Origin of the sequence: Bacillus cereus group sp. MYBK15-3, assembly GCF_051916765.1 — a bacterium.
Classification (GTDB): Bacteria; Bacillota; Bacilli; order Bacillales; family Bacillaceae_G; genus Bacillus_A; species Bacillus_A cereus.
In genome coordinates, this window is the sequence record NZ_JBQAHG010000013.1 from 26302 (window position 1) to 52003 (window position 25702).

Sequence of the window (25702 nt, forward strand, 5' to 3'; positions counted from 1 at the left end):
GAACAATCGATAAAAATCAATTATTCACCTTTATTTTTTTTGATAATTTCTTCAGAAACAGACTTTGGTACTTCTTCATAGTGGTCAAACACCATAGAGAATGTTCCGCGTCCTTGAGTGTTAGAACGTAATGACGTTGCATAACCGAACATTTCAGAAAGTGGAACCATAGCGCGAACAACTTGTGCGTTACCGCGAGCTTCCATACCTTCTACACGTCCACGACGAGATGTTACGTCACCCATAATGTCACCCATGTACTCTTCAGGAATTACAACTTCAACTTTCATCATTGGCTCAAGAATTACTGGGCTACATTTAGAAACCGCAGCTTTAAGTGCCATAGATGCAGCGATTTTGAACGCCATCTCAGATGAATCGACATCATGGTAAGATCCGTCAACTAATGCAGCTTTAATGTCAACTAGTGGATAACCAGCTAGTACACCATTTTTAAGTGCATCTTCAAGACCTGCTCCAACAGCTGGGATGTATTCACGAGGAACTACACCACCGACGATCTTGTTTTCGAATTCGAATCCTTTACCTTCTTCGTTAGGTTCAAACTCAATCCAAACGTGACCGAATTGTCCACGACCACCAGATTGACGAGCGAACTTACCTTCAACTTTCGCAGCAGCGCGGAAAGTCTCACGGTATGCTACCTGAGGAGCACCAACGTTTGCTTCCACTTTGAATTCACGACGCATACGGTCAACGATGATATCAAGGTGAAGTTCACCCATACCAGCGATGATAGTTTGGCCAGTTTCTTGGTCAGTGTGAGCACGGAATGTTGGATCTTCTTCAGAAAGCTTAGATAATGCTGTACCCATTTTATCTTGGTCAGCTTTAGATTTTGGTTCGATAGCTACAGAGATAACTGGCTCTGGGAATTCCATAGACTCAAGGATAACAAGGCTCTTCTCGTCACAAAGAGTATCACCAGTAGTAGTATCTTTTAAACCTACAGCAGCAGCGATATCACCAGCGTAAACTGTTGAAATCTCTTCACGGCTGTTAGCGTGCATTTGTAGGATACGACCTACACGCTCACGCTTACCTTTAGTTGAGTTTTTCACGTATGATCCAGAGTTTAACACACCAGAGTACACACGGAAGAACGTTAACTTACCAACATAAGGGTCAGTCATGATTTTGAATGCTAAAGCTGCGAATGGTTCTTCATCGCTAGACTTACGTTCTACTTCTTCATCTGTATCCGGTAGAGTACCTTTAATAGCAGGTACATCTAGTGGAGATGGAAGGTAGTCGATAACTGCGTCTAACAGAATTTGAACACCTTTGTTTTTGAATGCAGAACCACAGATTACTGGGAAGAATTCTACAGAAGTTGTAGCCTTACGGATACCAGCTTTAAGCTCTTCTACAGTGATTTCTTCACCTTCTAGGTACTTCATCATCATTTCTTCATCAAGCTCAGCTACCGCTTCAATAAGTTTTCCACGGTATTCTTCAGCTAATTCTTTGTGCTCTTCAGGAATTTCAACACGTTGAATGTCTGTTCCTAAATCGTTACCGTACATGTAAGCACACTCTTCAACAAGGTCAATGATACCATTGAACTCATCTTCAGCACCGATTGGTAACTGAATTGGATGTGCGTTTGCTTGTAAACGATCGTGGATTGTTCCTACAGAGTATAAGAAATCTGCACCGATCTTATCCATTTTGTTAACGAATACGATACGAGGTACGCCGTAAGTAGTAGCCTGACGCCAAACAGTTTCTGTTTGTGGTTCTACACCAGATTGCGCATCAAGTACTGCTACAGCGCCATCAAGTACGCGTAAAGAACGTTCTACTTCTACTGTGAAATCTACGTGTCCTGGAGTATCAATGATGTTTACACGATGACCTTTCCATTGTGCTGTAGTTGCAGCAGAAGTAATTGTGATACCACGCTCTTGCTCTTGCTCCATCCAGTCCATCTGAGATGCACCTTCGTGAGTTTCACCGATTTTATGAATACGTCCTGTGTAGTACAGAATACGCTCAGTTGCTGTTGTTTTACCAGCATCGATGTGAGCCATGATACCAATATTACGAGTGTTTTCTAAAGAGAACTCTCTTGCCATTTGGTGTCTTGCTCCTTCCATATATGGATTGGATTTTTTTATTTTAAGTAGCAAAAAAGCCACTTTATATTGTTACACATGTCAGTATGTCCAGTACTCTCATTATGTAAAACGAGCGCCCGATGAAAGGGAGAGGCATTCTCCCTCTCCACACTTCCATAAGCGACAAATAAAGCGGTTTATGCTTACATTTATTTTACGTTGAATCCTACCAACGGTAATGAGCAAATGCTTTGTTAGCTTCTGCCATTTTATGAGTGTCTTCACGTTTCTTAACAGATGCACCAGCGTTGTTAGCTGCATCTAAGATTTCGTTAGCAAGACGCTCTTCCATAGTTTTTTCACCACGAAGACGAGCGTAGTTTACTAACCAACGAAGACCTAAAGTTGTACGGCGTTCTGGACGAACCTCAACTGGAACTTGGTAGTTAGCACCACCAACACGACGAGCGCGTACTTCAAGAACAGGCATGATGTTCTTAAGAGCTTGCTCGAATACTTCCATTGGCTCTTTACCAGTACGTTCGTTTACGATATCGAACGCATTATAAAGAATTGTTTGAGATTTACCTTTTTTACCGTCAACCATCATTTTGTTGATAAGGCGTGTTACTAGCTTCGAATTGTACATTGGATCTGGTAACACGTCACGTTTCGCAACAGGTCCTTTACGAGGCATATTGAGTTCCTCCTTTCATTTTAAAGTTATTATTTTTTAGCAGGTTTTGGTCTCTTAGTACCATATTTAGAACGTCCTTGCATACGTTTGTCAACACCAGCTGTGTCAAGCGCACCACGAACGATGTGGTAACGTACCCCCGGTAAATCCTTTACACGACCACCGCGAATTAATACTACGCTATGCTCTTGTAGGTTATGACCGATACCTGGGATGTAAGCTGTAACCTCGATACCGTTTGTTAAACGTACACGAGCGTATTTACGTAACGCTGAGTTAGGTTTCTTTGGAGTCATTGTACCAACACGAGTACATACACCACGTTTTTGAGGTGCAGAGATATCAGTTGATTTTTTCTTTAAAGAGTTAAAACCTTTGTTTAACGCAGGTGATTTAGATTTCCATACTTTATCAGTACGACCATTTCTCACTAATTGGTTAATAGTAGGCATTTGATTATCCTCCCTTCGCATGTTTGTATGACCACATATCCAGGTGGTTCATTATTAGTTGAAAACAAAGTTTTTGCAAGGAAGAGCAAATGCTCTCTCCTCACAAAAACAGTTTTAACTTATTATTCCTATTGCTGAAGCTCCCACTTGAATCTCCGAAGCTTTACCAAGCTTACGAACTGATTCAACTTTTGTTATGGGCACGTTATATTGCATTGCAACACGAATGATAGCATGGGTTAACCGCATGTCAGCATCCTCTGCGATGACAACTTCTTTAACTGTACCATTTTTGATTGCCTCCAATGTGCGTTTATGACCAACGACTACATTTTCAGCAGTTGATACTTTTTGATAAGACATATAAATATCCTCCAAAGCATCGTTCAGGAGCAACCTTGATTATAGTAACATTTTGACTCATACAATGTCAACTAAGATTAATTGTTTTTATACAAAATTTATGCCGGAAAATTTTACTGTTCCACATAAACCTCATCGTTTTCTACATTCATGTCATCTTGTGTTGTTTTTACAAGATCCACTTTGCGATAACGATTCATACCTGTTCCAGCAGGAACAAGTTTACCGATAATAACATTTTCTTTTAATCCTAGAAGTTCATCGCGTTTACCCTTAATTGCTGCATCAGTTAAGACACGAGTTGTTTCTTGGAACGATGCTGCAGATAAGAATGAATCTGTTTCAAGTGAAGCTTTTGTAATACCAAGTAGAACAGGTCTAGCTGTTGCTGGTTGCTTACCTTGCAGTAAGACCTTAGCATTCGCATCAGTGAACTGATGGATATCTAGTAATGTTCCTGGTAATACATCTGTTTCACCTGCATCACTTACACGAACTTTACGTAACATTTGACGTACCATTACTTCTACGTGTTTGTCACCAATTTCTACCCCTTGCATACGGTATACTTTTTGAACTTCACGTAATAAGTATTCTTGAACCGCCGTAATGTCCGTTACTTTTAGTAATTCTTTCGGATCAATAGAACCTTCTGTTAACTCTTTACCGTGGCTAATTGGCTGTCCTGGAGTTACTTTCAGACGAGCACCGTAAGGAATAGCATACGTACGAGCTTCAACTTCACCCTGTACAACTACTTCTTGGCGATCTTTAACGTCGTTGATCGCTGCGATAACACCGTCGATTTCACTGATAACTGCCTGACCTTTCGGATTACGAGCTTCGAAGATCTCTTGGATACGAGGTAAACCTTGAGTGATATCATCTCCGGCAACCCCACCTGTATGGAATGTACGCATCGTTAACTGTGTACCTGGCTCACCGATAGATTGAGCTGCGATAATACCTACCGCTTCTCCTACTTCTACGTCTGTTCCAGTTGCTAAGTTACGACCGTAACACTTCTTACATACACCGTGGCGAGTGTTACACGTAAACGCTGAACGAATGTTTACAGTTTCAACACCCGAATTTTCAACGATATGAGCGATATCTTCAGTAATTAATTGATTTTCAGCAACTAATACTTCACCTGTTTCAGGATGTTTTACAGTTTTTCTTGCAAAACGTCCAACAAGACGATCATATAATGACTCGATAACTTCATTACCCTCTTTAATCGCACCGATTAATAAACCGCGATCTGTTCCACAATCATCTTCACGAACGATTACATCTTGTGCAACGTCAACAAGACGACGTGTTAAGTAACCAGAATCGGCAGTTTTAAGTGCTGTATCAGCAAGACCTTTACGCGCACCGTGCGTAGAGATGAAGTACTCAAGTACTGTTAAACCTTCACGGAAACTCGATTTGATTGGAAGTTCGATGATACGACCAGATGGATTGGCCATAAGACCACGCATACCAGCAAGCTGAGTAAAGTTAGATGCGTTACCACGGGCACCTGAGTCACTCATCATGAAGATTGGGTTGCGTTTATTCAAGGATTTCATCAGTTTTCCTTGGATAACATCTTTTGCATTACTCCAAATAGAGATAACGCGATCGTAACGTTCTTCTTCCGTGATTAAACCGCGACGGAATTGTTTAATTACATTATCTACTTTTGCTTGTGCTTCGTGGAGAATTTCATCTTTTTCGCCTAATACAAGAATGTCAGATACCCCAACTGTAATACCAGCTTTTGTAGAGTACTTGAATCCTAAGTTTTTCATACGGTCAAGCATGCGAGACGTTTCTGTAATTTGGAAACGTTTGAATACTTCCGCAATGATGTTACCAAGGATTTTCTTGCTAAATGGCGCCACTTCTTCGCGACTAGCAATAATTTCTTTAATGTTCGCACCTTTTTCAACGAAATATTTCGCTGGTGTTTCTTTTTCAAGGTTTGAATTTGTTGGTTCATTAATATAAGGGAACGACTCTGGTAAGATTTCGTTAAATATTAATTTACCAACTGTTGTTAATAGAAGCATACTCTTTTGCTCTTCAGTAAATGTTGCGTTGTTTACTGCACTTGCAGCTACTGCAACACGTGTATGAAGATGAACATATCCATTTTGATATGCAAGCAATGCTTCGTTTGCATCTTTGAAGACCATACCTTCACCGATTGCACCTTCACGCTCAAGTGTTAAGTAATAGTTACCTAATACCATATCCTGAGATGGAGTAACAACTGGTTTACCGTCTTTCGGGTTCAAGATGTTTTGTGCCGCTAACATAAGAAGACGAGCTTCAGCTTGAGCTTCTGATGATAAAGGTACGTGAACGGCCATTTGGTCACCGTCAAAGTCCGCGTTGTATGCAGTACATACAAGTGGGTGAAGACGGATTGCGCGACCTTCTACTAATGTAGGTTCAAACGCCTGGATACCAAGACGGTGAAGTGTTGGTGCGCGGTTTAGAAGTACTGGATGTTCTTTAATCACAGACTCTAAAACGTCCCAAACTTCAGGTTGTACACGCTCGATTTTACGTTTCGCACTCTTAATGTTATGTGCTAATCCTTTTTCAACTAACTCTTTCATTACGAAAGGTTTGAACAGTTCAAGCGCCATTTCTTTTGGTAATCCACATTGATACATCTTTAAGTTCGGTCCTACAACGATTACAGAACGACCAGAGTAGTCAACACGTTTACCTAATAAGTTTTGACGGAAACGTCCTTGTTTACCTTTAAGCATGTGAGATAGTGATTTTAATGGACGGTTACCTGGTCCAGTAACTGGACGGCCACGACGACCATTATCGATTAATGCGTCTACAGCTTCTTGTAACATACGTTTTTCGTTTTGAACGATGATGCTTGGTGCACCTAAGTCCAATAGACGTTTTAAACGATTGTTACGGTTAATTACACGACGGTATAAGTCGTTTAAGTCAGAAGTAGCAAAACGTCCACCGTCTAACTGTACCATTGGGCGTAGTTCTGGTGGAATTACTGGTAGAACATCTAAGATCATCCAAGACGGTTCATTTCCAGAGTTACGGAATGCTTCTAATACTTCTAGACGTTTAATAGCACGAGTACGGCGTTGTCCTTGTGCTGTTTTTAATTCTTCTTTTAAGAAGTCTACTTCTTTATCTAAATCGATGTCTTGTAGTAGCTTTTTAATTGCTTCTGCACCCATAGCAGCTTGGAATGTGCTACCATATCGATCACGATATGCACGGTATTCTTTTTCAGAAAGTAATTGCTTCTTATCAAGTGGTGTATCTCCACTTTCTGTTACAACATAAGAAGCGAAATAAATTACTTCTTCAAGCGCGCGAGGGGACATGTCTAAGACAAGTCCCATGCGGCTCGGGATACCTTTGAAATACCAAATATGAGATACAGGAGCAGCTAATTCAATATGACCCATACGTTCACGACGTACTTTTGCACGCGTTACTTCAACGCCACATCGATCACAAACTACACCTTTATAACGTACACGTTTGTATTTTCCGCAATGACATTCCCAGTCCTTTTGTGGTCCGAAAATACGCTCACAGAACAAGCCATCTTTTTCAGGCTTTAACGTACGATAGTTAATAGTTTCTGGTTTCTTAACTTCACCGTATGACCAAGAACGAATCTTGTCAGGTGAAGCAAGTCCAATCTTCATATATTCAAAGTTATTTACATCTATCAAGGGGCCTACCTCCCTTTTAGTCTACAGGTTATCCCAATTATTCCTTAGTTGTCTCAACTTCGACATTCAATTTATCTGCTGATTGATGATCATCGTCATCTTCTGTATCACGCATTTCAATTTCTGTATCGTCGCTAGACATCATTTTAACGTCCATACCTAAACTTTGCAGCTCTTTAATCAATACTTTGAATGATTCAGGAACGCCTGGTTCTGGAACATTTTCGCCTTTAACAATTGCTTCATAAGTCTTAACACGTCCAACAACATCATCAGACTTCACTGTTAAGATTTCTTGAAGAGTATAAGCAGCACCGTAAGCTTCAAGTGCCCAAACCTCCATCTCACCGAAACGCTGTCCACCGAACTGAGCTTTACCTCCAAGAGGTTGCTGCGTTACAAGTGAGTATGGTCCAGTAGAACGAGCATGAAGTTTATCGTCAACCATGTGCGCAAGTTTGATCATATACATGACACCAACAGATACGCGGTTATCGAATGGTTCACCAGTACGTCCGTCATACAGGATTGTTTTCGCGTCATTTGCCATACCAGCTTCTTCAATTGTGCCCCAAACATCTTCCTCACGAGCACCATCGAATACTGGTGTTGCAATGTGAATGCCAAGGTATCTTGCTGCCATACCAAGATGAAGCTCTAATACCTGACCGATATTCATACGAGATGGTACCCCTAATGGGTTTAACATGATATCGATTGGCGTACCGTCTGGTAAGTAAGGCATATCTTCTTCTGGTAAAATACGAGAAATAACACCTTTGTTACCGTGACGTCCGGCCATCTTGTCACCTTCAGAAATTTTACGTTTTTGAACGATATATGCACGTACAAGTTGATTCACGCCTGGTGGCAATTCATCGCCATCTTCACGGTTGAATACTTTTACGTCTAAGATAATACCGCCACCACCGTGTGGTACACGTAGTGATGTATCACGTACTTCACGCGCTTTTTCTCCAAAGATAGCATGTAATAGACGTTCTTCAGCTGTTAATTCTGTTACACCTTTAGGTGTTACTTTACCAACAAGTAAATCTCCATCTTTTACTTCAGCACCAACGCGAATGATACCGCGCTCGTCAAGGTTACGTAATGCGTCTTCCCCAACGTTTGGAATGTCACGTGTAATTTCTTCTGGTCCAAGCTTCGTATCACGAGCTTCTGATTCATATTCTTCAATATGAATAGAAGTGTACACATCATCTTTTACAAGGCGCTCACTCATGATGATCGCATCCTCGTAGTTATAACCGTCCCAAGTCATGAAGCCAACAAGCACGTTACGTCCAAGTGCTAGTTCACCTAATTCCATAGAAGGACCATCCGCAAGGATTTCACCTTTTACAACTTCATTTCCAACACTTACGATTGGACGTTGGTTGTAACAAGTTCCTTGGTTAGAACGAATGAATTTTTGCATTTTGTAGCGATCTAAGTCGCCTTTTACTGTTTGACCGTCAACTTCTACATAGCGACGTACCCAAACTTCACGTGCTTCTACGCGCTCAACAACACCAGGATGTTTACAGATTACTGCAGCACCTGAGTCTTTTGCTGATACGTACTCCATACCTGTACCTACAATCGGAGATTCCGGATTCATTAACGGAACCGCCTGACGTTGCATGTTCGCTCCCATAAGTGCGCGGTTAGAGTCATCGTTTTCTAAGAATGGAATACAAGCTGTCGCTGCCGACACTACTTGTTTTGGAGATACATCCATGTAGTCGATGCGTTCTCTATTTGTGACAATGTTTTCACCACGGAAACGAGCTACGATATCTTCACTTAGGAATTCACCTTCGTCAGATAATTTCATATTCGCTTGGGCTACAACATAATTATCTTCTTCATCTGCTGTTAAGTAATCAACATGCCCTGTTACAAGACCAGTTTCTGGGTCAACACGACGGTATGGTGTTTCAATGAAACCAAACTCATTTACTTTCGCGAACGAAGATAATGAGTTAATCAAACCGATGTTTGGTCCCTCTGGTGTTTCAATCGGACACATACGACCGTAGTGAGAGTAATGAACGTCACGCACTTCAAAGCCTGCGCGCTCACGCGTTAAACCACCAGGTCCTAATGCAGATAGTCTTCGTTTGTGAGTTAACTCTGCTAATGGGTTTGTTTGGTCCATAAACTGAGATAACTGAGAACTTCCGAAGAACTCTTTAATAGATGCAATAACAGGACGAATATTAATTAGTGCCTGTGGTGTAATCGCATTTGTATCTTGGATCGACATTCTCTCACGAACAACACGTTCCATACGAGAAAGACCGATACGGAATTGATTTTGTAATAGTTCTCCAACAGAACGCAGACGACGGTTTCCTAAATGGTCAATATCATCTGTATCCCCTACTTTGTATAGTAGGTTGAAGAAGTAACTGATAGAAGCAAGGATATCACCTGGTGTGATGTGTTTCACATCACGAGTAATGTTTGCATTACCAATTACATTAATTACGCGTTCGCCTTCCGACTCAGGAGCATAAATCTTAATAGATTGCAGCTCAACATCGCCTTCTACCACTCCACCCATTGGTTTCGCTGTTTTGAATCCAATGTTTTTCTCTAAGTAAGGTAAAATGCGATCAAGTGTACGACGATCTAAGATTGTTCCTTCTGCCGCTAAAATTTCACCAGTTTCTGGATCCACTAATGTTTCAGCTAAACGTTGATTAAACAATCTGTTTTTAATGTGTAACTTCTTGTTGATCTTATAGCGACCTACATTTGCTAAATCGTAGCGCTTTGGATCGAAGAAACGAGACACAAGTAAGCTCTTAGCGTTTTCTACTGTTGGTGGTTCACCAGGACGTAGACGCTCATAAATTTCAAGCAATGCTTTTTCTGTGCTATCTGTGTTGTCTTTTTCTAATGTGTTGCTTAAGTATTCGTTATCACCTAAAAGCTCGGTGATTTCTTGATCAGAGCCAAACCCTAATGCGCGTAACAAAACAGTTACAGGAAGTTTACGCGTACGGTCAATACGCACATATACAACATCCTTAGCATCTGTCTCATACTCTAACCAAGCTCCGCGGTTTGGAATTACAGTAGCAGTAAAACCACGTTTTCCGTTTTTATCCACTTTGCCACTATAGTATACGCTTGGAGAGCGAACTAACTGGGAAACGATAACACGTTCTGCACCGTTAATTACGAATGTTCCAGTCTCTGTCATGAGTGGGAAATCTCCCATGAACACATCTTGTTCTTTTACTTCACCAGTTTCCTTGTTGATTAGACGCACTTTTACACGAAGTGGTGCTGCATACGTCACATCACGCTCTTTGCATTCGTCTACAGAGTATTTAGGTTCACCTAAGCTGTAGTCGATAAATTCAAGCGATAGATTTCCCGTAAAGTCTTCAATCGGAGAAATGTCTTGGAACATTTCTCGCAAACCCTCATCAAGAAACCACTGATAAGAAGAGGTTTGAATTTCGATAAGATTTGGTAACTCTAATACTTCACTAATACGGGCATAACTTCTTCGTTGGCGGTGGCGTCCGTATTGAACTAGTTGACCTGTCAACTGCTTCACCCCTCAAATCATGAGTATTATAAATGCACAAAAAAATTTGTGCAAAATCACAAATAAATACAACTACTGCTATTAGCGTAGTCTCTTTCTCTTAAAGATAAATACGTTGAGTCTTTCTACCTGCTCAAAAAAGAAAAATGGCTTCTATAAGAAAACCATCATTCTGTTTCATAATCTGCTGATTTTACTATCTTTTCCAAGAGAAACAAAAATATACATCTTTCTCAACGCAGAAAATCATATATTGGCATTGTATAATGTTAACATAGCCAAAAATAACCGTCAACGTTTTTTTGATTTTATGATATAATATCCTTTTTTCTTTTCTACAACCTCAACTTCAGAAAATACTTCTTCTAGTTTTTTTAGCGCAGACGGTGCACCTTGTTTCTTTTGAATAACAATCCAAAGCTCTCCATCTGGAACTAAATACTCCACAGCTTTTTCTAAAATCTCATGTACGATATCTTTACCCGCACGAATTGGAGGGTTAGATAGAATAGCAGCATACTTACCATCTACATTTTCATAGACGCTACTTTGAAAAATACGTATATTCTCGATTTTGTTATTAGCGGCGTTTTCTTTCGCAAGCCCAAGTGCCCTCTCGTTCACATCCACCATGTGAACTTCACGACCTTGAAACTCTTTCGCTAACGACAAACCAATAGGACCGTATCCGCAACCTACGTCTAATATATCACCTTTAATATCTGGCATTTGAAACGCTTCAATTAAAAGACGGGAACCAAAGTCCACTTCGTTTTTCGAGAACACCCCATGGTCAGATAAGAAAGTGAATCGAGATCCACGAAGGGCAAACTCCCATCGCTTACGATCACTTTTACTAGAAGGGTCGTTAGAAAAATAATGGTCTGCCATATGGCCACCTCTTTTCTTTACAGTTAAAAAAAAAGCTCGCATGAGAGCGAGCTTTTTTAAAGCATCAAAAGTTAATTACTTAACTTCTACAGCAGCGCCAACTTCTTCAAGTTTAGCTTTGATTTCTTCAGCTTCTTCTTTAGCAGCAGCTTCTTTGATTACTTTTGGAGTGTTGTCAACTAATTCTTTAGCTTCTTTTAAGCCAAGACCAGTGATTTCACGAACAACTTTGATAACTTTGATTTTTTGTGCACCAGCGCTAGTTAGTTCCACATCAAATTCAGTTTTCTCAGCAGCAGCTTCTCCAGCGCCACCAGCAACAGCTACAGGAGCAGCAGCAGTTACGCCGAATTCTTCCTCGATAGCTTTTACTAAGTCGTTAAGTTCTAATACAGTCATAGATTTAACTGCTTCAATGATTTGTTCTTTAGTCATTGTAAATATCCTCCCTTAAATAGGTTTGTATTGTTTTATCGATAATACGTAATTATCTTTTAAAAAATTAAGCGCCTTGCTCTTCCTTTTGGTCTGCAACTGCTTTAGTAGCAAGTGCAAGGTTACGGATTGGAGCTTGAAGAACGCTAAGAAGCATAGAAAGTAAGCCTTCACGTGATGGAAGAGTAGCGATTGCTTTAACCTCATCAAGTGTTACAAGTTTACCTTCGATTACGCCCGCTTTAATTTCTAAAGCTTCATGATCTTTAGCGAAGTCGTTTAATACTTTCGCAGGAGCAACTACATCCTCGTTACTGAACGCGATTGCGTTTGGTCCTGTTAAGAATTCATTTAACTCAGCCATTTCAGCAGATTCTGCAGCACGACGAGTTAGAGAGTTTTTGTAAACTTTGAACTCAACGCCAGCTTCACGTAATTGCTTACGTAATTCTGTTGCTTCAGAAACTGTTAAACCACGGTAGTCAACAACGATTGTAGATTTACTAGCGCGAAGTTTGTCCGCGATTTCAGTTACAACTTGTTGTTTAGTTTCGATTACTTTGCTCATGTTATTACACCTCCTGTAGATTATATAGAAGATGTACCGAAAGTGCACTAAAAACCTCCATGCCCAACTTGTAGACATGGAGGCATATAGTCACAGAAAAAAGATTCCGCTTCGTATATTAACACCTAGGTAGGAAATTAAGTCTATTGACACCTACTGTCTACGGTACACTAATTAAATTCACAACATAAATGATTATATTAAAACTTCTTTATGAAGTCAACTTCCAAAATTTACGCTAATGTAGAAACGTCTACACGTACGCCAGGTCCCATTGTAGAAGCAACTGTTACGTTCTTCATGTAAGTACCTTTTGCAGCAGCTGGCTTAACTTTTTGTAAAGTGTCAGCAATTGTTTTGAAGTTTTCTACTAATTTAGCATCTTCGAAAGATACTTTACCGATTGGAACGTGGATGTTACCAGCTTTATCAACGCGGTATTCAACTTTACCAGCTTTGATTTCGTTAACAGCTTTAGTTACATCGAAAGTAACTGTTCCAGTTTTAGGGTTTGGCATTAAACCTTTAGGTCCTAATACGCGACCAAGTTTACCAACTTCACCCATCATGTCAGGAGTTGCTACTACTACATCGAAATCGAACCAACCTTGTTGGATTTTACCGATGTAATCAGTATCGCCTACGAAGTCAGCTCCAGCAGCTTCAGCTTCTTTAGCTTTTTCACCTTTAGCAAATACTAATACACGTTGTACTTTACCAGTACCGTGTGGAAGAACAACTGCACCACGGATTTGTTGGTCAGCTTTCTTAGGGTCAACACCTAAACGGAATGCAGCTTCTACAGTTGCATCAAATTTAGCTGTGTTTGTTTTCTTTACTAATTCTACTGCTTCTGTTGCAGAGTAAGCAGCTGCACGATCAACAAGCTTTGCAGCTTCTACGTACTTTTTACCTCTTTTAGCCATTTTTATTTCCTCCTCGAATGTGGTTTTAGCGGAATAACCTCCCACGTTTACGCCTGTTTTCAGGTATAACCTGAGGATGAGCGCCATCCATTTATTTAAAAACGATAATCATTTACGATAATAAAGGTTGCGAATTGGAATTCCAGACCCGCAACCTTTTTTAAAAACAAATCGAATTAGTCTTCGATAACGATGCCCATACTGCGTGCAGTACCTTCAACCATACGCATTGCAGCTTCTACGCTAGCAGCGTTTAGGTCAGGCATTTTAGTTTCAGCGATTTCGCGTACTTTATCACGCTTAACAGTTGCCACTTTATTACGGTTTGGTTCACCAGAACCAGACTCAATACCAGCTACTTTCTTAAGAAGAACAGCAGCAGGAGGAGTTTTAGTAATGAAAGTGAATGAACGGTCCTCAAATACCGTAATTTCAACAGGGATGATAAGACCAGCTTGATCTGCTGTACGAGCGTTAAACTCTTTACAGAAGCCCATGATGTTAACACCTGCTTGTCCTAATGCTGGACCAACTGGTGGAGCTGGGTTAGCTTTACCTGCAGGAATTTGAAGCTTTACCATTTTAATTACCTTTTTAGCCACGAGACACACCTCCTTAAGTCCGTGATGTGGTCAATTGGACAGTGATTTGCCCTCCCACGTCATATTTTATCTGTAAGGATAAAATCTTTCAAAAAACGTCTCCGATAACGAAGACGTACTGACTTAAAAGATATTATCACTTTTTACAATTCATTTCAAGTTTCATTTTATAATTTTTCAATTTGATGGAAGTCAAGTTCAACTGGAGTCTCGCGACCAAACATATCCACAAGCACGCTAACCTTTTTCTTCTCCACATCAATTTCTTCAATAGCACCTGTATAATCTGCGAATGGCCCCTCATTTACACGTACTGTCTCATGAAGTTCAAAGTCGAAATCAACCACTTCGTTGTCCATTCCCATATGTTTCATAATGGTAACAACTTCCTCTTCTAATAGAGGTGATGGTTTAGATCCAGAACCAGAAGAACCAACGAACCCAGTTACACCCGGCGTGTTACGTACAACATACCAAGAGTCATCAGTCATGATTAATTCTACTAATACATAACCTGGGAACACTTTTCTTTTCATTAATTTTTCTTTTCCGTTTTTCATTTCTACTTCTACTTCTTCCGGGACAACAACACGGAAAATTTTATCTTGCATACCCATTGATTCTACACGTTTCTCTAGGTTTGCTTTTACTTTATTTTCATATCCAGAATAAGTATGGACAACATACCAACTTTTTTCCATTCATTTAGGACGAGCGTCCTTCCCTCCCTGACGTACATTTTTTTGCGCAAATGAAAAAACCCGTTCACCGGGCTTTTACACAGTTCTTATAAATAACATTATATCATGGATAAGTGCTTCTTATTCAAGAATTAACCAAGAATTAACCGAATTAAAGAAGAAATGCCCATATCAACTACTGCGAAGAAAATCGCAAAGAACACAACTGTAGCAACAACAGTCGCTGTTGAGCGGAGTAATTCATCTTTTTTAGGCCAACTTACTTTTTTCATTTCGCGACCTACATCGCCGAAAAAGTTCGTTAAACGCATCTGCGGGACCTCCAGTGTATTATTTCAATTATTTATTTTGTTTCCTTGTGAACTGTATGCTGATTGCATGTTTTACAAAACTTTTTTATTTCAAGTCGCTCTATTGAGCTCGTATCTTTCATAGTAGAGTAGTTTCGATTTTTACACTCTTCACATGAGAGTACAACTTTTTTCCTCATTAGTTACACCAACCTTGTAACATTATGTCCCTAAAAATGTATCATACAATAAAAGACAATGTCAATGACATGCATTTTGTACTCTCTACAAAAGAAAACAGGTGATTTATTTTACACCTGCAGCACTTGTTACTTCTTATGAATTTAAAGTTGTACTTTCTCTCATTTCCATATATCGTTCCAATTTCCTCTTTACTCTTTGTAAAGCGTTATCAATAGATTTCACATGCCTGTTTAACTGTTCTGAAATCTCTTGATAAGAACGACCATCTAAATATAAAGAAAGCACTTTTCTTTCTAAATCGCTTAATAATTCAGATATTTTTGATTCTATGTCTGTATATTCTTCCTGGCTAATGATCATCTCTTCAGGATCAGTCACCTTCGCTTCAGAAATAACATCCAATAACGTTCGATCAGATTCCTCATCGTAAATCGGCTTATCTAAAGACACATACGAATTTAAAGGAATATGTTTTTGTCTTGTTGCCGTTTTAATAGCGGTAATAATTTGTCGAGTGATACATAGTTCAGCAAATGCTTTGAATGAAGACAGCTTGTCCTCTTTATAATCACGAATTGCTTTAAACAACCCTATCATACCTTCTTGAACAATGTCTTCTCGATCGGCACCCACTAAAAAGTAAGATCTTGATTTCGCACGAACAAAGTTCTTATACTTGTGAATTAAATATTCTAGAGCGTCAGTATTACCTTTTCGAACTAACTCAACGATTGCCTCATCCTCTAAATCACGAAATGTAACGTCGCCTATACTTACGAAGCCTGCTTCCACCTTGATCCCTCCGACCGCTATTTATTTAGCAATATTATACAGTAAAAAGATAAAGAGCGTCAATGCTTCAACGCTCTCCTCTTCTTAATTTTTCTAATTTTTCTGTAATATCCTTACTAAATATCTTTCGCATGGCGGGCTGCTGTTCTTTCGCGTCTTTTGTACGCCTTCTTACTTGTTGTTCCATTGCTTGTACTTCCAACTCTAATTCACGCGCAGATTTTCGAAGGGCACCTTGCGCAAATATAACCCATTGTTCTGTATAATCAGAAGTCGCAACATATATTTGTGTATTTATATTTCTAAGCTCTATCGCAAGTTGCTCTATCTTTTCGTCTGCAGTTTGATTCTTTCGTGTGAATATTACTTCTACACGAGATTGTTTCATCTTTTTTTCAATACCATGGACTGTATAGGCATCAAAGACTATCATCACTTTTGTGCCTGTATAACCTTGATAATCCGCCATCTTATCAATAAGCGCATCTCTTGATGATTGTAAATCTACATCCCGCAGTTTCTTCAAATCTCCCCAAGCTCCGATAATGTTGTAGCCGTCAACGATTAAAATATCGTTCATTTTTTATTTACCAATTTCGTGACGTTTACGATATACCTCATACATTAACAAACTTGCGGCTACTGAAGCATTTAAGGATGTAACTTTACCAACCATCGGTAGAGTGATTAAGAAATCACACTTTTCACCAATAATACGACTCATACCTTTTCCTTCACTACCAATTACTAATCCAATCGGCATTGTACCATCTAAATTACGGTAATCCGTTTTCCCTTTGGCATCTGTACCAGCAATCCAAAGTCCACGCTCTTTTAATTCATCAATTGTACGAGATAAGTTTGTTACGCGCGCAACAGGAATGTATTCAATCGCTCCTGTTGATGCTTTCGCAACTGATGCGGTAAGTCCCACAGCTCTTCTCTTCGGAATAATAATTCCATGAGCTCCTGTTGCATCAGCAGTACGCATAATAGAACCTAGGTTATGCGGATCTTCAATCTCATCTAAAATCAAGAAGAACGGATCTTCATTACGTTTTTCTGCCACTTTGAATAAATCTTCTAACTCTGCATACTGATATGCAGCTACTTGAGCAATTACACCTTGATGATTACCCTCAACTAATTGATCTAACTTTTTCTTTGGTGCATGTTGTAAAATAATCTTATTTTCTTTCGCTAACGCTAGTACAATTTGTACTTGTCCTTTGGCAGCACCTTCTGCGATCCAAATTTTATTAATATCTCTCCCTGATCTTAACGCTTCAATTACAGGGTTACGTCCGATAATATATTCACTAGTCATGATGATGTGCCCCCTTCCTTTTCTTCTAAAACTGCAATTGCCTTATATACAATTTCGTCTAATCTTTCACGATTATTTAATAAATGATGATAACCAATTAGTGCTTCAAAGGCTGTACTATGTCGATATGTTTGTACATCCGTATTTTTCGGAACTGTACCTGAATTTGCATTACGCCCTCTTCTTAATACCGCCTCTTCTTCCTCTGTCAAAAATGCCGTCTCTAATAAATGATAAACAACTTTCGCCTGTGCTTTTGCTGAAACAAAGCTCGTCCCTAAGCGATGTAATTGATTAGGGCGAACTTTTCCTTTTTGAAGGAGGTGATAGCGGATATATTGTTCATATACCGCATCACCCATATACGCTAACGCCAAGCTGTTTAATTGCTTTGCATCAATCATCCTTATCCTCTTTTCCATCTTGTACCTTGAGCGGTATCTTCTAAAATAATATTACGTTCTTTTAAATCGTCACGAATTTGATCAGACAATGCGAAATCGCGATTTTTACGAGCTTCAATGCGCTTTTGGATAAGCTCTTCAATTTCTTCATCCAGTAATTCTTCTTTTGATAATTCTAATCCTAAAATATCAAATAACGTTTCCAGTTGTTTTACGTATGCTTCAATCACAACTTTAGATGTATGCTCTTCAAGTAAATATTGATTTGCATGATTTGCTACGTTGTATAATTCGGTAATTGCATTTGCAGTGTTAAAGTCATCATTCATTGCCTCTTCAAATGCAGTCTGGAATTTCTCTATTTCAGCTAACCATTTCTCATTATGGTCCGTTAAATCCGTACTACTCTCCATACGATGCTTTAAGTTTCCATAAGCTGTTTTAATTCTTTCCAGTCCATTATTCGTACTTTGTAATAACTCTTCACTAAAGTTAATCGGGTGACGATAGTGTACTGATAACATAAAGAATCTAATTAACTGCGGGTCGTATTGCTTAATAATATCGTGAACTAAAATAAAGTTACCCAGCGATTTAGACATCTTCTCATTGTTAATATTAATATATCCATTATGCATCCAGTAACGTGCAAACGTTTTTCCAGTCAATGCCTCTGACTGCGCAATTTCATTTTCATGATGCGGGAACGCCAAGTCTTGCCCACCAGCATGAATGTCAATTGTATCCCCTAAGTACTTACGCGCCATTGCTGAGCATTCAATATGCCATCCTGGACGTCCTTGCCCCCAAGGGCTTTCCCAGAAGATTTCTCCTTCTTTCGCAGCTTTCCATAAAGCAAAATCAAGAGGGTCTTGTTTCTTTTCCCCTACCTCAATACGAGCACCGTGACGTAAATCTGCGATTGGTTGATGTGATAATTTACCGTAACCTTCGAATTCCTTCGTCTTAAAGTACACATCACCCTCTGATTCATATGCATACCCTTTATTCACAAGTTCTTGAATAAATTCAATAATGATATCCATATTTTCTGTTACACGAGGATGAACTGTTGCGTGTTTGCAACCTAGTGCTGTTACATCTTCAAAGTACGCTTCAACAAAACGATCAGCAATCGTTGGTACATCTTCACCTAATTCATTTGCCGCTTTAATTAATTTATCATCTACGTCCGTAAAGTTAGATACATATTGCACATCGTATCCTTTGTATTCTAAATAACGACGCACTGTATCGAATACCATAGGAGGTCTTGCATTCCCAATATGAATGTAGTTATAAACTGTAGGTCCGCATACATACATCTTTACCTTATTTTCTTCTAATGGAACAAACTCTTCTTTTTGACGTGTTAACGTATTATAAATGTGAATAGTCATTTTTATCCTTCCTTTCTACCTTTAATTCCAATTGTTTCTTCAATTTATCAAGTTCTACTTCCATAGCCTTTAATTTATCAAAAATCGGATCTGGAAGGTCAGAGTGATTTAATTCTTGACCAATCTTTACTCCATTTTGAATAACGACACGGCCAGGTATACCTACAACTGTAGAATGTGCAGGAACTTCTTTTAATACGACAGACCCTGCTCCGATTTTAGAATTCTCTCCCACAGTAATAGACCCAAGAACTTTAGCACCCGTCGCAATTAATACATTATCCTGAATTGTTGGGTGCCTCTTCCCTTTTTCTTTTCCTGTACCACCTAATGTAACCCCTTGATAAATCGTTACATTATCACCAATTTCACAAGTTTCTCCAATTACAACTCCCATTCCATGATCTATAAAAAAGCGTCGACCAATAGTTGCTCCTGGATGGATCTCAATGCCAGTAAAAAAGCGGCTCACTTGTGAAACAAAACGTGCAAGAAAGAAAAAATTTCTTTTATAGAAAGCATGTGCAATTCGATGGGCCCAAACTGCATGTAATCCAGAGTAAGTTAAAATGACTTCGAAATAACCTCTTGCCGCTGGATCCTGTTCAAAAACGACTTCAATATCTTCCCGAAGCCTCTTAAACATCGGTGTTCCCTCCCCTTTATGGGCTGCTTTTTTGTCGAACGAACTAACTCCCCTAACTCATCACTTCTCCCCTAATTCTTTATATAAGGAGATAAATTCTATATTCATACCTATTTACACGGTATAAAAAAAAGGCGTCTCTGTCATATTGACAGAGACGCCTTTTAAGCGCGGTTCCACTCTGTTTAGGCTTAAAAAAGCCTCAAACTCATCCATGATAACGGTGTACACCGCTCCTGCTTACTTTGCGGCCTAAGACATCCCACGAAGCAATTCGCTGTTCAGCAGAAGACTCGAAGGGGCATTTCAAAAATCCGCTTATAAACCACTCCCAGCCTAAAGGTGGTTCTCTCTGTAAAAAGCCTGATTTTCTACTTCTCCTTCTCGTCGCTTTTCCTTATTAGGTTTTAGGTATACTTATTATATTTCTAAACCTAGAAAATGTTAACCAATTACTTTTTGAAGACGATTTAAAACTTTTTCTTTTCCAAGAAGTGCAATAGCATTCGGAAGCTCTGGACCATGCGTTTGTCCTGTAGTTGCAACACGGATTGGCATAAATAAATTTTTACCTTTATGTCCTGTTTCCTTTTGAACTGCTTTAATCGCTGCCTTAATTGCTGCTGGCTCCATTGCTTCTAGAGCTTCTATTTGACCAGCAAATGCACGAAGTACTTCAGGTACTTGTTCACCATTTAATACTTCTTGTCCTTCTTCTTCATAATCAACATGATCTTTAAAGAACATTTCAGAAAGCTCTACAATTTCAGCTCCAAAACTCATTTGTTCATGGTATAAAGCAATTACATCACGAATCCAAGCTTGGTCTTGTTCGCTTAAAGTTTCTCCCACACGTCCAGCTTTCACTAAATGCGGTAAGCTTAACTCTACAACCGTATCTAAATCTTGCTTTTTCATATACTGGTTGTTCATCCATTTTAGTTTTTGAGAATCAAATAATGCAGGTGATTTTGATAAACGAGCTGCATCGAACATTTTGATAAACTCATCTTTAGAGAAGATTTCTTCTTCTCCTACCGGAGACCAACCTAGTAGTGCAATAAAGTTAAAGATTGCTTCTGGAAGATACCCAAGCTCTTTATATTGCTCAATAAATTGAATAATAGATTCATCACGCTTACTTAACTTTTTACGACTTTCATTAACAATTAGAGTCATATGACCGAATTGTGGAATATCCCAGCCGAAAGCTTCATAAATCATCATTTGTTTCGGTGTATTTGAAATATGATCATCACCACGAAGTACATGTGTAATTTCCATTAGATGATCATCTACTGCTACTGCAAAGTTATAAGTTGGAATTCCATCTTTTTTCACAATAACAAAATCACCGAAATCATTTGAATGGAACGCAACTTCATCTTTTACAATATCTTTGAATGTGTAGTCACGATCAGCTGGTACACGGAAACGAATACTTGGAATACGTCCCTCAGCTTCAAATTCTTTCACTTGTTCTTCAGTTAATTCACGGTGGTTACCTGCGTAACGAGGTGTTTCACCGCGAGCGATTTGTCCTTCACGCTCTGCTTCTAGCTCTTCTTCTGTCATATAACATTTATAAGCTAGACCACGCTCTAATAAATCTTCATATAATTTTTTATAAATATCTAAACGCTCTGTTTGGCGATATGGTCCAAATTCACCACCAACATCAACACCTTCATCCCAGTCCATACCGAGCCATTTCAAGTATTTTAATTGGCTTTCTTCTCCACCAGCCACGTTACGTTTTACATCAGTATCTTCAATACGAATAATAAATTTGCCATCTAAATGACGAGCAAATAAATAATTAAATAATGCCGTACGCGCATTTCCGATATGTAAGTGTCCTGTTGGACTTGGCGCGTAGCGTACTCTCACTTGCTTTTCCATAATTGGTACACCTTCCATCCTTAATGTCAACACATTCTATAATTGTACACCAAAAAAATGTGATTATCCATCTTACGAATTAAAAACCATCATTTTTTCTGTAATAAAACAACCGCTTGAGAAGCAATCCCTTCTTCTCTACCTGTAAATCCTAATTTTTCTGTTGTTGTTGCCTTTACATTAATGTTATCGATAGACGTTTCTAACAGTTCACTAATGCGCTTACGCATGCTCTCAATATGTGGTGCCATTTTTGGTTGTTGAGCAATAATTGTACAATCTAAATTTCCTAACTCGTAACCTTGTTCACGCACAAATTCCCAAACCTTTTGTAACAATACAGCTGAATCTGCATCTTTAAAAGCTGGGTCTGTATCAGGAAAGTGCTTTCCGATATCTCCTGCTGCAATCGCACCTAAACATGCATCAGCAATCGTATGTAACAATACATCTGCATCTGAATGACCAATTAATCCTTTCTCGTGTGGAATTGTAATTCCACCGATAATCAACGGGCGCCCTTCCGCAAATTCATGTACATCAAAACCTTGTCCAATTCGAAACATCCTTACTTCCTCCTTAAGCTAAACTACTGAGTTTTATGACTCTATATTATATCGCTATCCTTATAAAGAAAAGCCCGGCTGTTGCCGAGCTTTTCTTTATTAACACATCATCAACATTATTTCTTCTGAACACGTAGGAAACTTTCAGCAATTAATAGATCTTCCGGAGTCGTCACTTTAATATTATAGTAACTCCCCTCTACTACACCTACTTGCTTCCCAACACGTTCTACGAGACTTGCATCATCTGTGCCAAGAAAACAACTTTGCTTTGCGCTTCTATGAGCTTCTAGCAAAAGAGAAACAGAGAATCCTTGTGGTGTTTGTACAGCGTTAAGTTGAGATCGCTCTACCGTTTCTACAACAACACCCTGCTCTACTTTCTTAACAGTATCTTTTACTGGCACTGCACAAATGGAAGCTCCATATTTTTCTGCTGCAATTAATACATCGCGAATCACTTTATTCGTTACGAACGGGCGCGCCCCGTCATGCACAAGAACATATTCGACACCACTCGCATACTGAAGTGCGTTATATACGCTATCTTGTCTTTCGGCTCCACCCTGAATAAATTGTACGTGCTTTTCAATCTGGTACTTCTGCATTAACTCTTCAAAATACGGGCGTTCTTCTTCGTTAATTGCCATAATAATACTTTTGCACGCTTTATCTTTTTCAAAAGCACGCAATGTGTGCACAATAATTGGTACTTCATCTATAAGTAAAAATAACTTATTTTTACCAGCACCCATTCGTTTTCCTTGGCCCGCTGCCGGAATAATTAATGTATACATATTAATAATCCTCTACTTATAATGCTTTTTCTAGCAATTTACGTTTTGCAAAAATCATACGACCAGCCGATGTTTGTAATACGCTAGTAACAAGTACGTCAAGTTGTGAACCCACATACTCTCTACCATCTTCTACTACAATCATCGTACCATCATCTAAGTATGCAACACCTTGATTTTGTTCTTTACCATCTTTCACAACATAAACACTTAATTCTTCACCAGGGAGTACGACTGGTTTAATCGCATTAGCTAAATCATTAATGTTTAACACCGTAACCCCTTGTAATTCAGAAACTTTGTTTAAATTGAAATCGTTTGTTACTACAGTTCCACCAGTGATTTTTGCCAACTTTACAAGCTTGCTATCTACTTCTTGGATATCATCGAAATCGCCTTCATAAATTTCTACCGGAATTGGCATCTCCTTTTGAATACGATTTAAAATGTCTAGCCCTCTGCGGCCACGATTACGCTTTAAAGCATCTGAAGAATCGGCAATATGCTGAAGCTCTTCTAATACGAATTGCGGAATGACAATTGTTCCTTCTAAAAACTTTGTTTGGCAAATATCTGCAATACGTCCGTCAATAATTACACTCGTATCGAGAATTTTCCAATGAGTCGTAGATTTTTCTGCTTCGACCTCTACCTCTTCATTCTCACTATTGTTTTTCTTCTTACCTCCGCGTTGGGGTAATGTAAATAATCCTAGCAATTCATTCCTCTTTTTAAATCCTACTTGGAATCCTAAATATCCAAGTAAAAGGGTGAAGAACACTTGCAACACCGTACTAATAACTGGAATTGTAAATTCACGAATTGGTATCAAAATTAAATATGCAACAATAAGACCAGAGATTAATCCTAATGTACCAAATAAAACATCTGCTACAGGCGCCTTTACAAGAGCCTCTTCAATATGCTTAATAAGTTGAACAATATAATCTACAAGCCAAAATGTTGTTAAAAATAAAATAATTGCACCAATAATTGCACGAACATACGATCCTTCCAACAAAGGAACCGCACCGATATCTAATACATTAATAATTTTTGGGATTAAGTAAATCCCTAACGCTCCCCCGATCACTAAAAAGAAGAGCTGTACAATCCGTTTTAACATCCAACCACCTCCTACTCATTATTAACCATTGTTTCGCTAATCAAAACGCCGAATGCAAAAGCGGACGTGTTTTTTTGTAAATAGTTTTATTTACCAATATATCATATCATATACCAAAAATGTTCTAGTGTCGTTATATTATAGAATCAATGTAATATTCTTAATTGTGTCTACTCATATAGAGATGCTCTTGAATTCTTTTTAGACCTTCTCGTATTTTCTTCGCTCTCACTTCTCCAATTCCTTCCACATCATCCAATTCATTAATAGTTGCTCGGCAAACACCTTGCAATGTTTTAAATCGATTAATTAAATTCTCGATAATAAGTGGCGGAACACGAGAAATCTTGCTTGTGATTCGGTACCCTCTAGGTGTCACACTTTCTTCTAAGCTTGTTTGTCCTGGATAGCCAAGTAATTTAACTAAATCACTATCCTCTAAAAGTTGTGTATTTGCAAGATCTTGTAACTTTTTCAAGATTTGATGATGGTCTTGTGTTTTCTCCTGGTGATAATCTTTAATTAACAATGCTGCCTCTGCCTCTAAATCAGCTAGTAATTCTGTAAGCTGTAAACGAATTAACCTACCTTCTGTTCCTAACTCATGAATATAGCTCAATATTTCATTTTTTATACGCAGCACCATTTCAACACTATGTAAAACGTGAACCACCTCGGACATTGTAACGACCTCTTCAAATTCTAGAATACCCAAATTCGTAATGCCGTCATTCCATACAGCCTTATATTTTTCTAGCGTTTGAATTGCTTGATTTGCTTTTGTTAAAATGACACCTATATCTTTTAATGTATAACGTAAGTTCCCTTGATATAGCGTAATTACATTACGTCTTTGTGAAATGGCCACAACAAGGCTGCCCGTCTGCTTTGCTACACGCTCTGCTGTTCGGTGACGCATACCTGTTTCAATAGAATCAATAGATGAATCCGGAACTAACTGTGCGTTTGCAATTAAAATTTTACTTCCAGTTTCATTTAAAATAAGTGCTCCATCCATTTTTGCTAATTCATATAAACTAGCAGGAGAGAATGCGCAATTAATATGAAAACCACCATCAACAATGCTTTTAATCTGCTCATTATACCCAAGAACAATTAGTCCCCCTGTTTGTGCACGAAGTACATTATCTATCCCTTCGCGCAGTGGTGTTCCCGGGGCCACGAGCTGTAAAATATTAATTATACTTTTGACACGTTGCTTATTTTCTTCCATAG

25 protein-coding genes and 2 other annotated features are annotated in these 25702 nt (G+C 38.9%); all 25 genes read right to left on the reverse strand.

What is annotated here, in order from left to right:
* Nucleotides 1-20: 20 nt before the first annotated feature.
* Complete coding sequence (gene fusA, locus ACTFR8_RS29345; protein ID WP_000090370.1) at nt 21-2099, reverse strand: elongation factor G; 2079 nt, start codon at nt 2097-2099, stop codon at nt 21-23.
* A 208-nt stretch (nt 2100-2307) separates the two neighbouring features.
* A complete protein-coding gene (rpsG, locus tag ACTFR8_RS29350) occupies nt 2308-2778 on the reverse strand; it encodes a 30S ribosomal protein S7 (protein ID WP_001137491.1) in 471 nt (156 codons plus the stop codon).
* Nucleotides 2779-2807: 29 nt separating this feature from the next.
* Nucleotides 2808-3230, reverse strand: a complete 423-nt coding sequence (rpsL, locus tag ACTFR8_RS29355) for a 30S ribosomal protein S12 (RefSeq protein ID WP_001142341.1) — start codon at nt 3228-3230, stop codon at nt 2808-2810.
* A 114-nt stretch (nt 3231-3344) separates the two neighbouring features.
* Nucleotides 3345-3593, reverse strand: a complete 249-nt coding sequence (locus ACTFR8_RS29360; RefSeq protein WP_086412302.1) for a ribosomal L7Ae/L30e/S12e/Gadd45 family protein — start codon at nt 3591-3593, stop codon at nt 3345-3347.
* A 113-nt stretch (nt 3594-3706) separates the two neighbouring features.
* A complete protein-coding gene (gene rpoC, locus ACTFR8_RS29365; protein WP_000567939.1) occupies nt 3707-7318 on the reverse strand; it encodes a DNA-directed RNA polymerase subunit beta' in 3612 nt (1203 codons plus the stop codon).
* A gap of 37 nt (nt 7319-7355) precedes the next feature.
* Nucleotides 7356-10889, reverse strand: a complete 3534-nt coding sequence (rpoB, locus tag ACTFR8_RS29370) for a DNA-directed RNA polymerase subunit beta (protein WP_000147553.1) — start codon at nt 10887-10889, stop codon at nt 7356-7358.
* A gap of 291 nt (nt 10890-11180) precedes the next feature.
* Nucleotides 11181-11780, reverse strand: a complete 600-nt coding sequence (locus tag ACTFR8_RS29375; RefSeq protein ID WP_000763262.1) for a class I SAM-dependent methyltransferase — start codon at nt 11778-11780, stop codon at nt 11181-11183.
* Between the two features lie 75 nt (nt 11781-11855).
* The gene (rplL, locus tag ACTFR8_RS29380) at nt 11856-12215 is read right to left on the reverse strand and encodes a 50S ribosomal protein L7/L12 (RefSeq protein WP_000159736.1); all 360 of its coding nucleotides are present in this window, start codon (nt 12213-12215) and stop codon (nt 11856-11858) included.
* A 67-nt stretch (nt 12216-12282) separates the two neighbouring features.
* Entirely contained in the window at nt 12283-12783 is a 501-nt protein-coding gene (gene rplJ / locus ACTFR8_RS29385) for a 50S ribosomal protein L10 (protein WP_000048716.1), read from the reverse strand.
* A 39-nt stretch (nt 12784-12822) separates the two neighbouring features.
* Nucleotides 12823-12967 (reverse strand) — a sequence feature (ribosomal protein L10 leader region).
* A gap of 49 nt (nt 12968-13016) precedes the next feature.
* Complete coding sequence (gene rplA, locus ACTFR8_RS29390) at nt 13017-13709, reverse strand: 50S ribosomal protein L1 (protein WP_001987630.1); 693 nt, start codon at nt 13707-13709, stop codon at nt 13017-13019.
* A 176-nt stretch (nt 13710-13885) separates the two neighbouring features.
* A complete protein-coding gene (gene rplK / locus ACTFR8_RS29395; RefSeq protein ID WP_001085872.1) occupies nt 13886-14311 on the reverse strand; it encodes a 50S ribosomal protein L11 in 426 nt (141 codons plus the stop codon).
* A 167-nt stretch (nt 14312-14478) separates the two neighbouring features.
* Nucleotides 14479-15012, reverse strand: a complete 534-nt coding sequence (gene nusG, locus ACTFR8_RS29400) for a transcription termination/antitermination protein NusG (RefSeq protein WP_000415794.1) — start codon at nt 15010-15012, stop codon at nt 14479-14481.
* Between the two features lie 131 nt (nt 15013-15143).
* Nucleotides 15144-15323: a preprotein translocase subunit SecE gene (gene secE / locus ACTFR8_RS29405; RefSeq protein WP_001241323.1), complete on the reverse strand. Its 180-nt coding sequence runs from the start codon at nt 15321-15323 to the stop codon at nt 15144-15146.
* 32 nt (nt 15324-15355) lie between these two features.
* Nucleotides 15356-15502 (reverse strand): 50S ribosomal protein L33, encoded by a 147-nt coding sequence (rpmG, locus tag ACTFR8_RS29410; RefSeq protein ID WP_014481927.1) that lies wholly within the window; start codon nt 15500-15502, stop codon nt 15356-15358.
* 136 nt (nt 15503-15638) lie between these two features.
* Nucleotides 15639-16298 carry an RNA polymerase sporulation sigma factor SigH gene (locus tag ACTFR8_RS29415; RefSeq protein WP_000387193.1) on the reverse strand — a complete coding sequence of 220 codons (660 nt, stop codon included), beginning with the start codon at nt 16296-16298 and terminating at the stop codon, nt 15639-15641.
* A 67-nt stretch (nt 16299-16365) separates the two neighbouring features.
* On the reverse strand, nt 16366-16878 hold the full coding sequence (locus ACTFR8_RS29420; RefSeq protein WP_000997880.1) for an NYN domain-containing protein: 513 nt from the start codon (nt 16876-16878) through the stop codon (nt 16366-16368).
* A 3-nt stretch (nt 16879-16881) separates the two neighbouring features.
* Nucleotides 16882-17625, reverse strand: coding sequence for a 23S rRNA (guanosine(2251)-2'-O)-methyltransferase RlmB (gene rlmB / locus ACTFR8_RS29425; RefSeq protein WP_000200237.1), 744 nt, complete (start codon nt 17623-17625; stop codon nt 16882-16884).
* Complete coding sequence (locus tag ACTFR8_RS29430; RefSeq protein ID WP_000564261.1) at nt 17622-18029, reverse strand: Mini-ribonuclease 3; 408 nt, start codon at nt 18027-18029, stop codon at nt 17622-17624. The genes rlmB and ACTFR8_RS29430 overlap by 4 nt, the downstream gene beginning before the upstream one ends.
* A 2-nt stretch (nt 18030-18031) precedes the next feature.
* Nucleotides 18032-19429 carry a cysteine--tRNA ligase gene (gene cysS, locus ACTFR8_RS29435; protein WP_000152276.1) on the reverse strand — a complete coding sequence of 466 codons (1398 nt, stop codon included), beginning with the start codon at nt 19427-19429 and terminating at the stop codon, nt 18032-18034.
* Nucleotides 19410-20075, reverse strand: coding sequence for a serine O-acetyltransferase (gene cysE / locus ACTFR8_RS29440; RefSeq protein WP_000476497.1), 666 nt, complete (start codon nt 20073-20075; stop codon nt 19410-19412). The genes cysS and cysE overlap by 20 nt, the downstream gene beginning before the upstream one ends.
* A 150-nt stretch (nt 20076-20225) precedes the next feature.
* Nucleotides 20226-20472, reverse strand: a binding site (T-box leader).
* A 47-nt stretch (nt 20473-20519) separates the two neighbouring features.
* Nucleotides 20520-21977 (reverse strand): glutamate--tRNA ligase, encoded by a 1458-nt coding sequence (gene gltX, locus ACTFR8_RS29445; protein ID WP_000415143.1) that lies wholly within the window; start codon nt 21975-21977, stop codon nt 20520-20522.
* A gap of 89 nt (nt 21978-22066) precedes the next feature.
* The gene (ispF, locus tag ACTFR8_RS29450; RefSeq protein ID WP_000488391.1) at nt 22067-22543 is read right to left on the reverse strand and encodes a 2-C-methyl-D-erythritol 2,4-cyclodiphosphate synthase; all 477 of its coding nucleotides are present in this window, start codon (nt 22541-22543) and stop codon (nt 22067-22069) included.
* 116 nt (nt 22544-22659) lie between these two features.
* Nucleotides 22660-23340: a 2-C-methyl-D-erythritol 4-phosphate cytidylyltransferase gene (gene ispD / locus ACTFR8_RS29455; protein WP_000288282.1), complete on the reverse strand. Its 681-nt coding sequence runs from the start codon at nt 23338-23340 to the stop codon at nt 22660-22662.
* Nucleotides 23341-23356: 16 nt separating this feature from the next.
* On the reverse strand, nt 23357-24466 hold the full coding sequence (locus ACTFR8_RS29460) for a PIN/TRAM domain-containing protein (protein WP_000919677.1): 1110 nt from the start codon (nt 24464-24466) through the stop codon (nt 23357-23359).
* Between the two features lie 160 nt (nt 24467-24626).
* Nucleotides 24627-25700, reverse strand: coding sequence for a DNA integrity scanning diadenylate cyclase DisA (gene disA / locus ACTFR8_RS29465; protein WP_000392158.1), 1074 nt, complete (start codon nt 25698-25700; stop codon nt 24627-24629).
* Between the last annotated feature and the right edge of the window lie 2 nt (nt 25701-25702).

What these genes read in the sequence shown, in the direction of transcription:
- ACTFR8_RS29360 (WP_086412302.1), bottom strand. Translation starts at nt 3,593, where the DNA reads ATGTCTTATCAAAAAGTATCAACTGCTGAAAATGTAGTCGTTGGTCAT.
- cysS (WP_000152276.1), bottom strand. Translation starts at nt 19,429, where the DNA reads ATGACTATTCACATTTATAATACGTTAACACGTCAAAAAGAAGAGTTT.
- rplA (WP_001987630.1), bottom strand. Translation starts at nt 13,709, where the DNA reads ATGGCTAAAAGAGGTAAAAAGTACGTAGAAGCTGCAAAGCTTGTTGAT.
- gltX (WP_000415143.1), bottom strand. Translation starts at nt 21,977, where the DNA reads ATGGAAAAGCAAGTGAGAGTACGCTACGCGCCAAGTCCAACAGGACAC.
- ispD (WP_000288282.1), bottom strand. Translation starts at nt 23,340, where the DNA reads ATGTATACATTAATTATTCCGGCAGCGGGCCAAGGAAAACGAATGGGT.
- rpmG (WP_014481927.1), bottom strand. Translation starts at nt 15,502, where the DNA reads ATGAGGAAAAAAGTTGTACTCTCATGTGAAGAGTGTAAAAATCGAAAC.
- ACTFR8_RS29420 (WP_000997880.1), bottom strand. Translation starts at nt 16,878, where the DNA reads ATGAACGATATTTTAATCGTTGACGGCTACAACATTATCGGAGCTTGG.
- rplJ (WP_000048716.1), bottom strand. Translation starts at nt 12,783, where the DNA reads ATGAGCAAAGTAATCGAAACTAAACAACAAGTTGTAACTGAAATCGCG.
- cysE (WP_000476497.1), bottom strand. Translation starts at nt 20,075, where the DNA reads ATGTTTAAGAGGCTTCGGGAAGATATTGAAGTCGTTTTTGAACAGGAT.
- ACTFR8_RS29375 (WP_000763262.1), bottom strand. Translation starts at nt 11,780, where the DNA reads ATGGCAGACCATTATTTTTCTAACGACCCTTCTAGTAAAAGTGATCGT.
- rpsG (WP_001137491.1), bottom strand. Translation starts at nt 2,778, where the DNA reads ATGCCTCGTAAAGGACCTGTTGCGAAACGTGACGTGTTACCAGATCCA.
- rpsL (WP_001142341.1), bottom strand. Translation starts at nt 3,230, where the DNA reads ATGCCTACTATTAACCAATTAGTGAGAAATGGTCGTACTGATAAAGTA.
- disA (WP_000392158.1), bottom strand. Translation starts at nt 25,700, where the DNA reads ATGGAAGAAAATAAGCAACGTGTCAAAAGTATAATTAATATTTTACAG.
- ACTFR8_RS29460 (WP_000919677.1), bottom strand. Translation starts at nt 24,466, where the DNA reads ATGTTAAAACGGATTGTACAGCTCTTCTTTTTAGTGATCGGGGGAGCG.
- fusA (WP_000090370.1), bottom strand. Translation starts at nt 2,099, where the DNA reads ATGGCAAGAGAGTTCTCTTTAGAAAACACTCGTAATATTGGTATCATG.
- rlmB (WP_000200237.1), bottom strand. Translation starts at nt 17,625, where the DNA reads ATGACTAGTGAATATATTATCGGACGTAACCCTGTAATTGAAGCGTTA.
- ispF (WP_000488391.1), bottom strand. Translation starts at nt 22,543, where the DNA reads ATGTTTCGAATTGGACAAGGTTTTGATGTACATGAATTTGCGGAAGGG.
- ACTFR8_RS29430 (WP_000564261.1), bottom strand. Translation starts at nt 18,029, where the DNA reads ATGATTGATGCAAAGCAATTAAACAGCTTGGCGTTAGCGTATATGGGT.
- secE (WP_001241323.1), bottom strand. Translation starts at nt 15,323, where the DNA reads ATGCGTTTAACGAACTTTTTCGGCGATGTAGGTCGCGAAATGAAAAAA.
- nusG (WP_000415794.1), bottom strand. Translation starts at nt 15,012, where the DNA reads ATGGAAAAAAGTTGGTATGTTGTCCATACTTATTCTGGATATGAAAAT.
- rplL (WP_000159736.1), bottom strand. Translation starts at nt 12,215, where the DNA reads ATGACTAAAGAACAAATCATTGAAGCAGTTAAATCTATGACTGTATTA.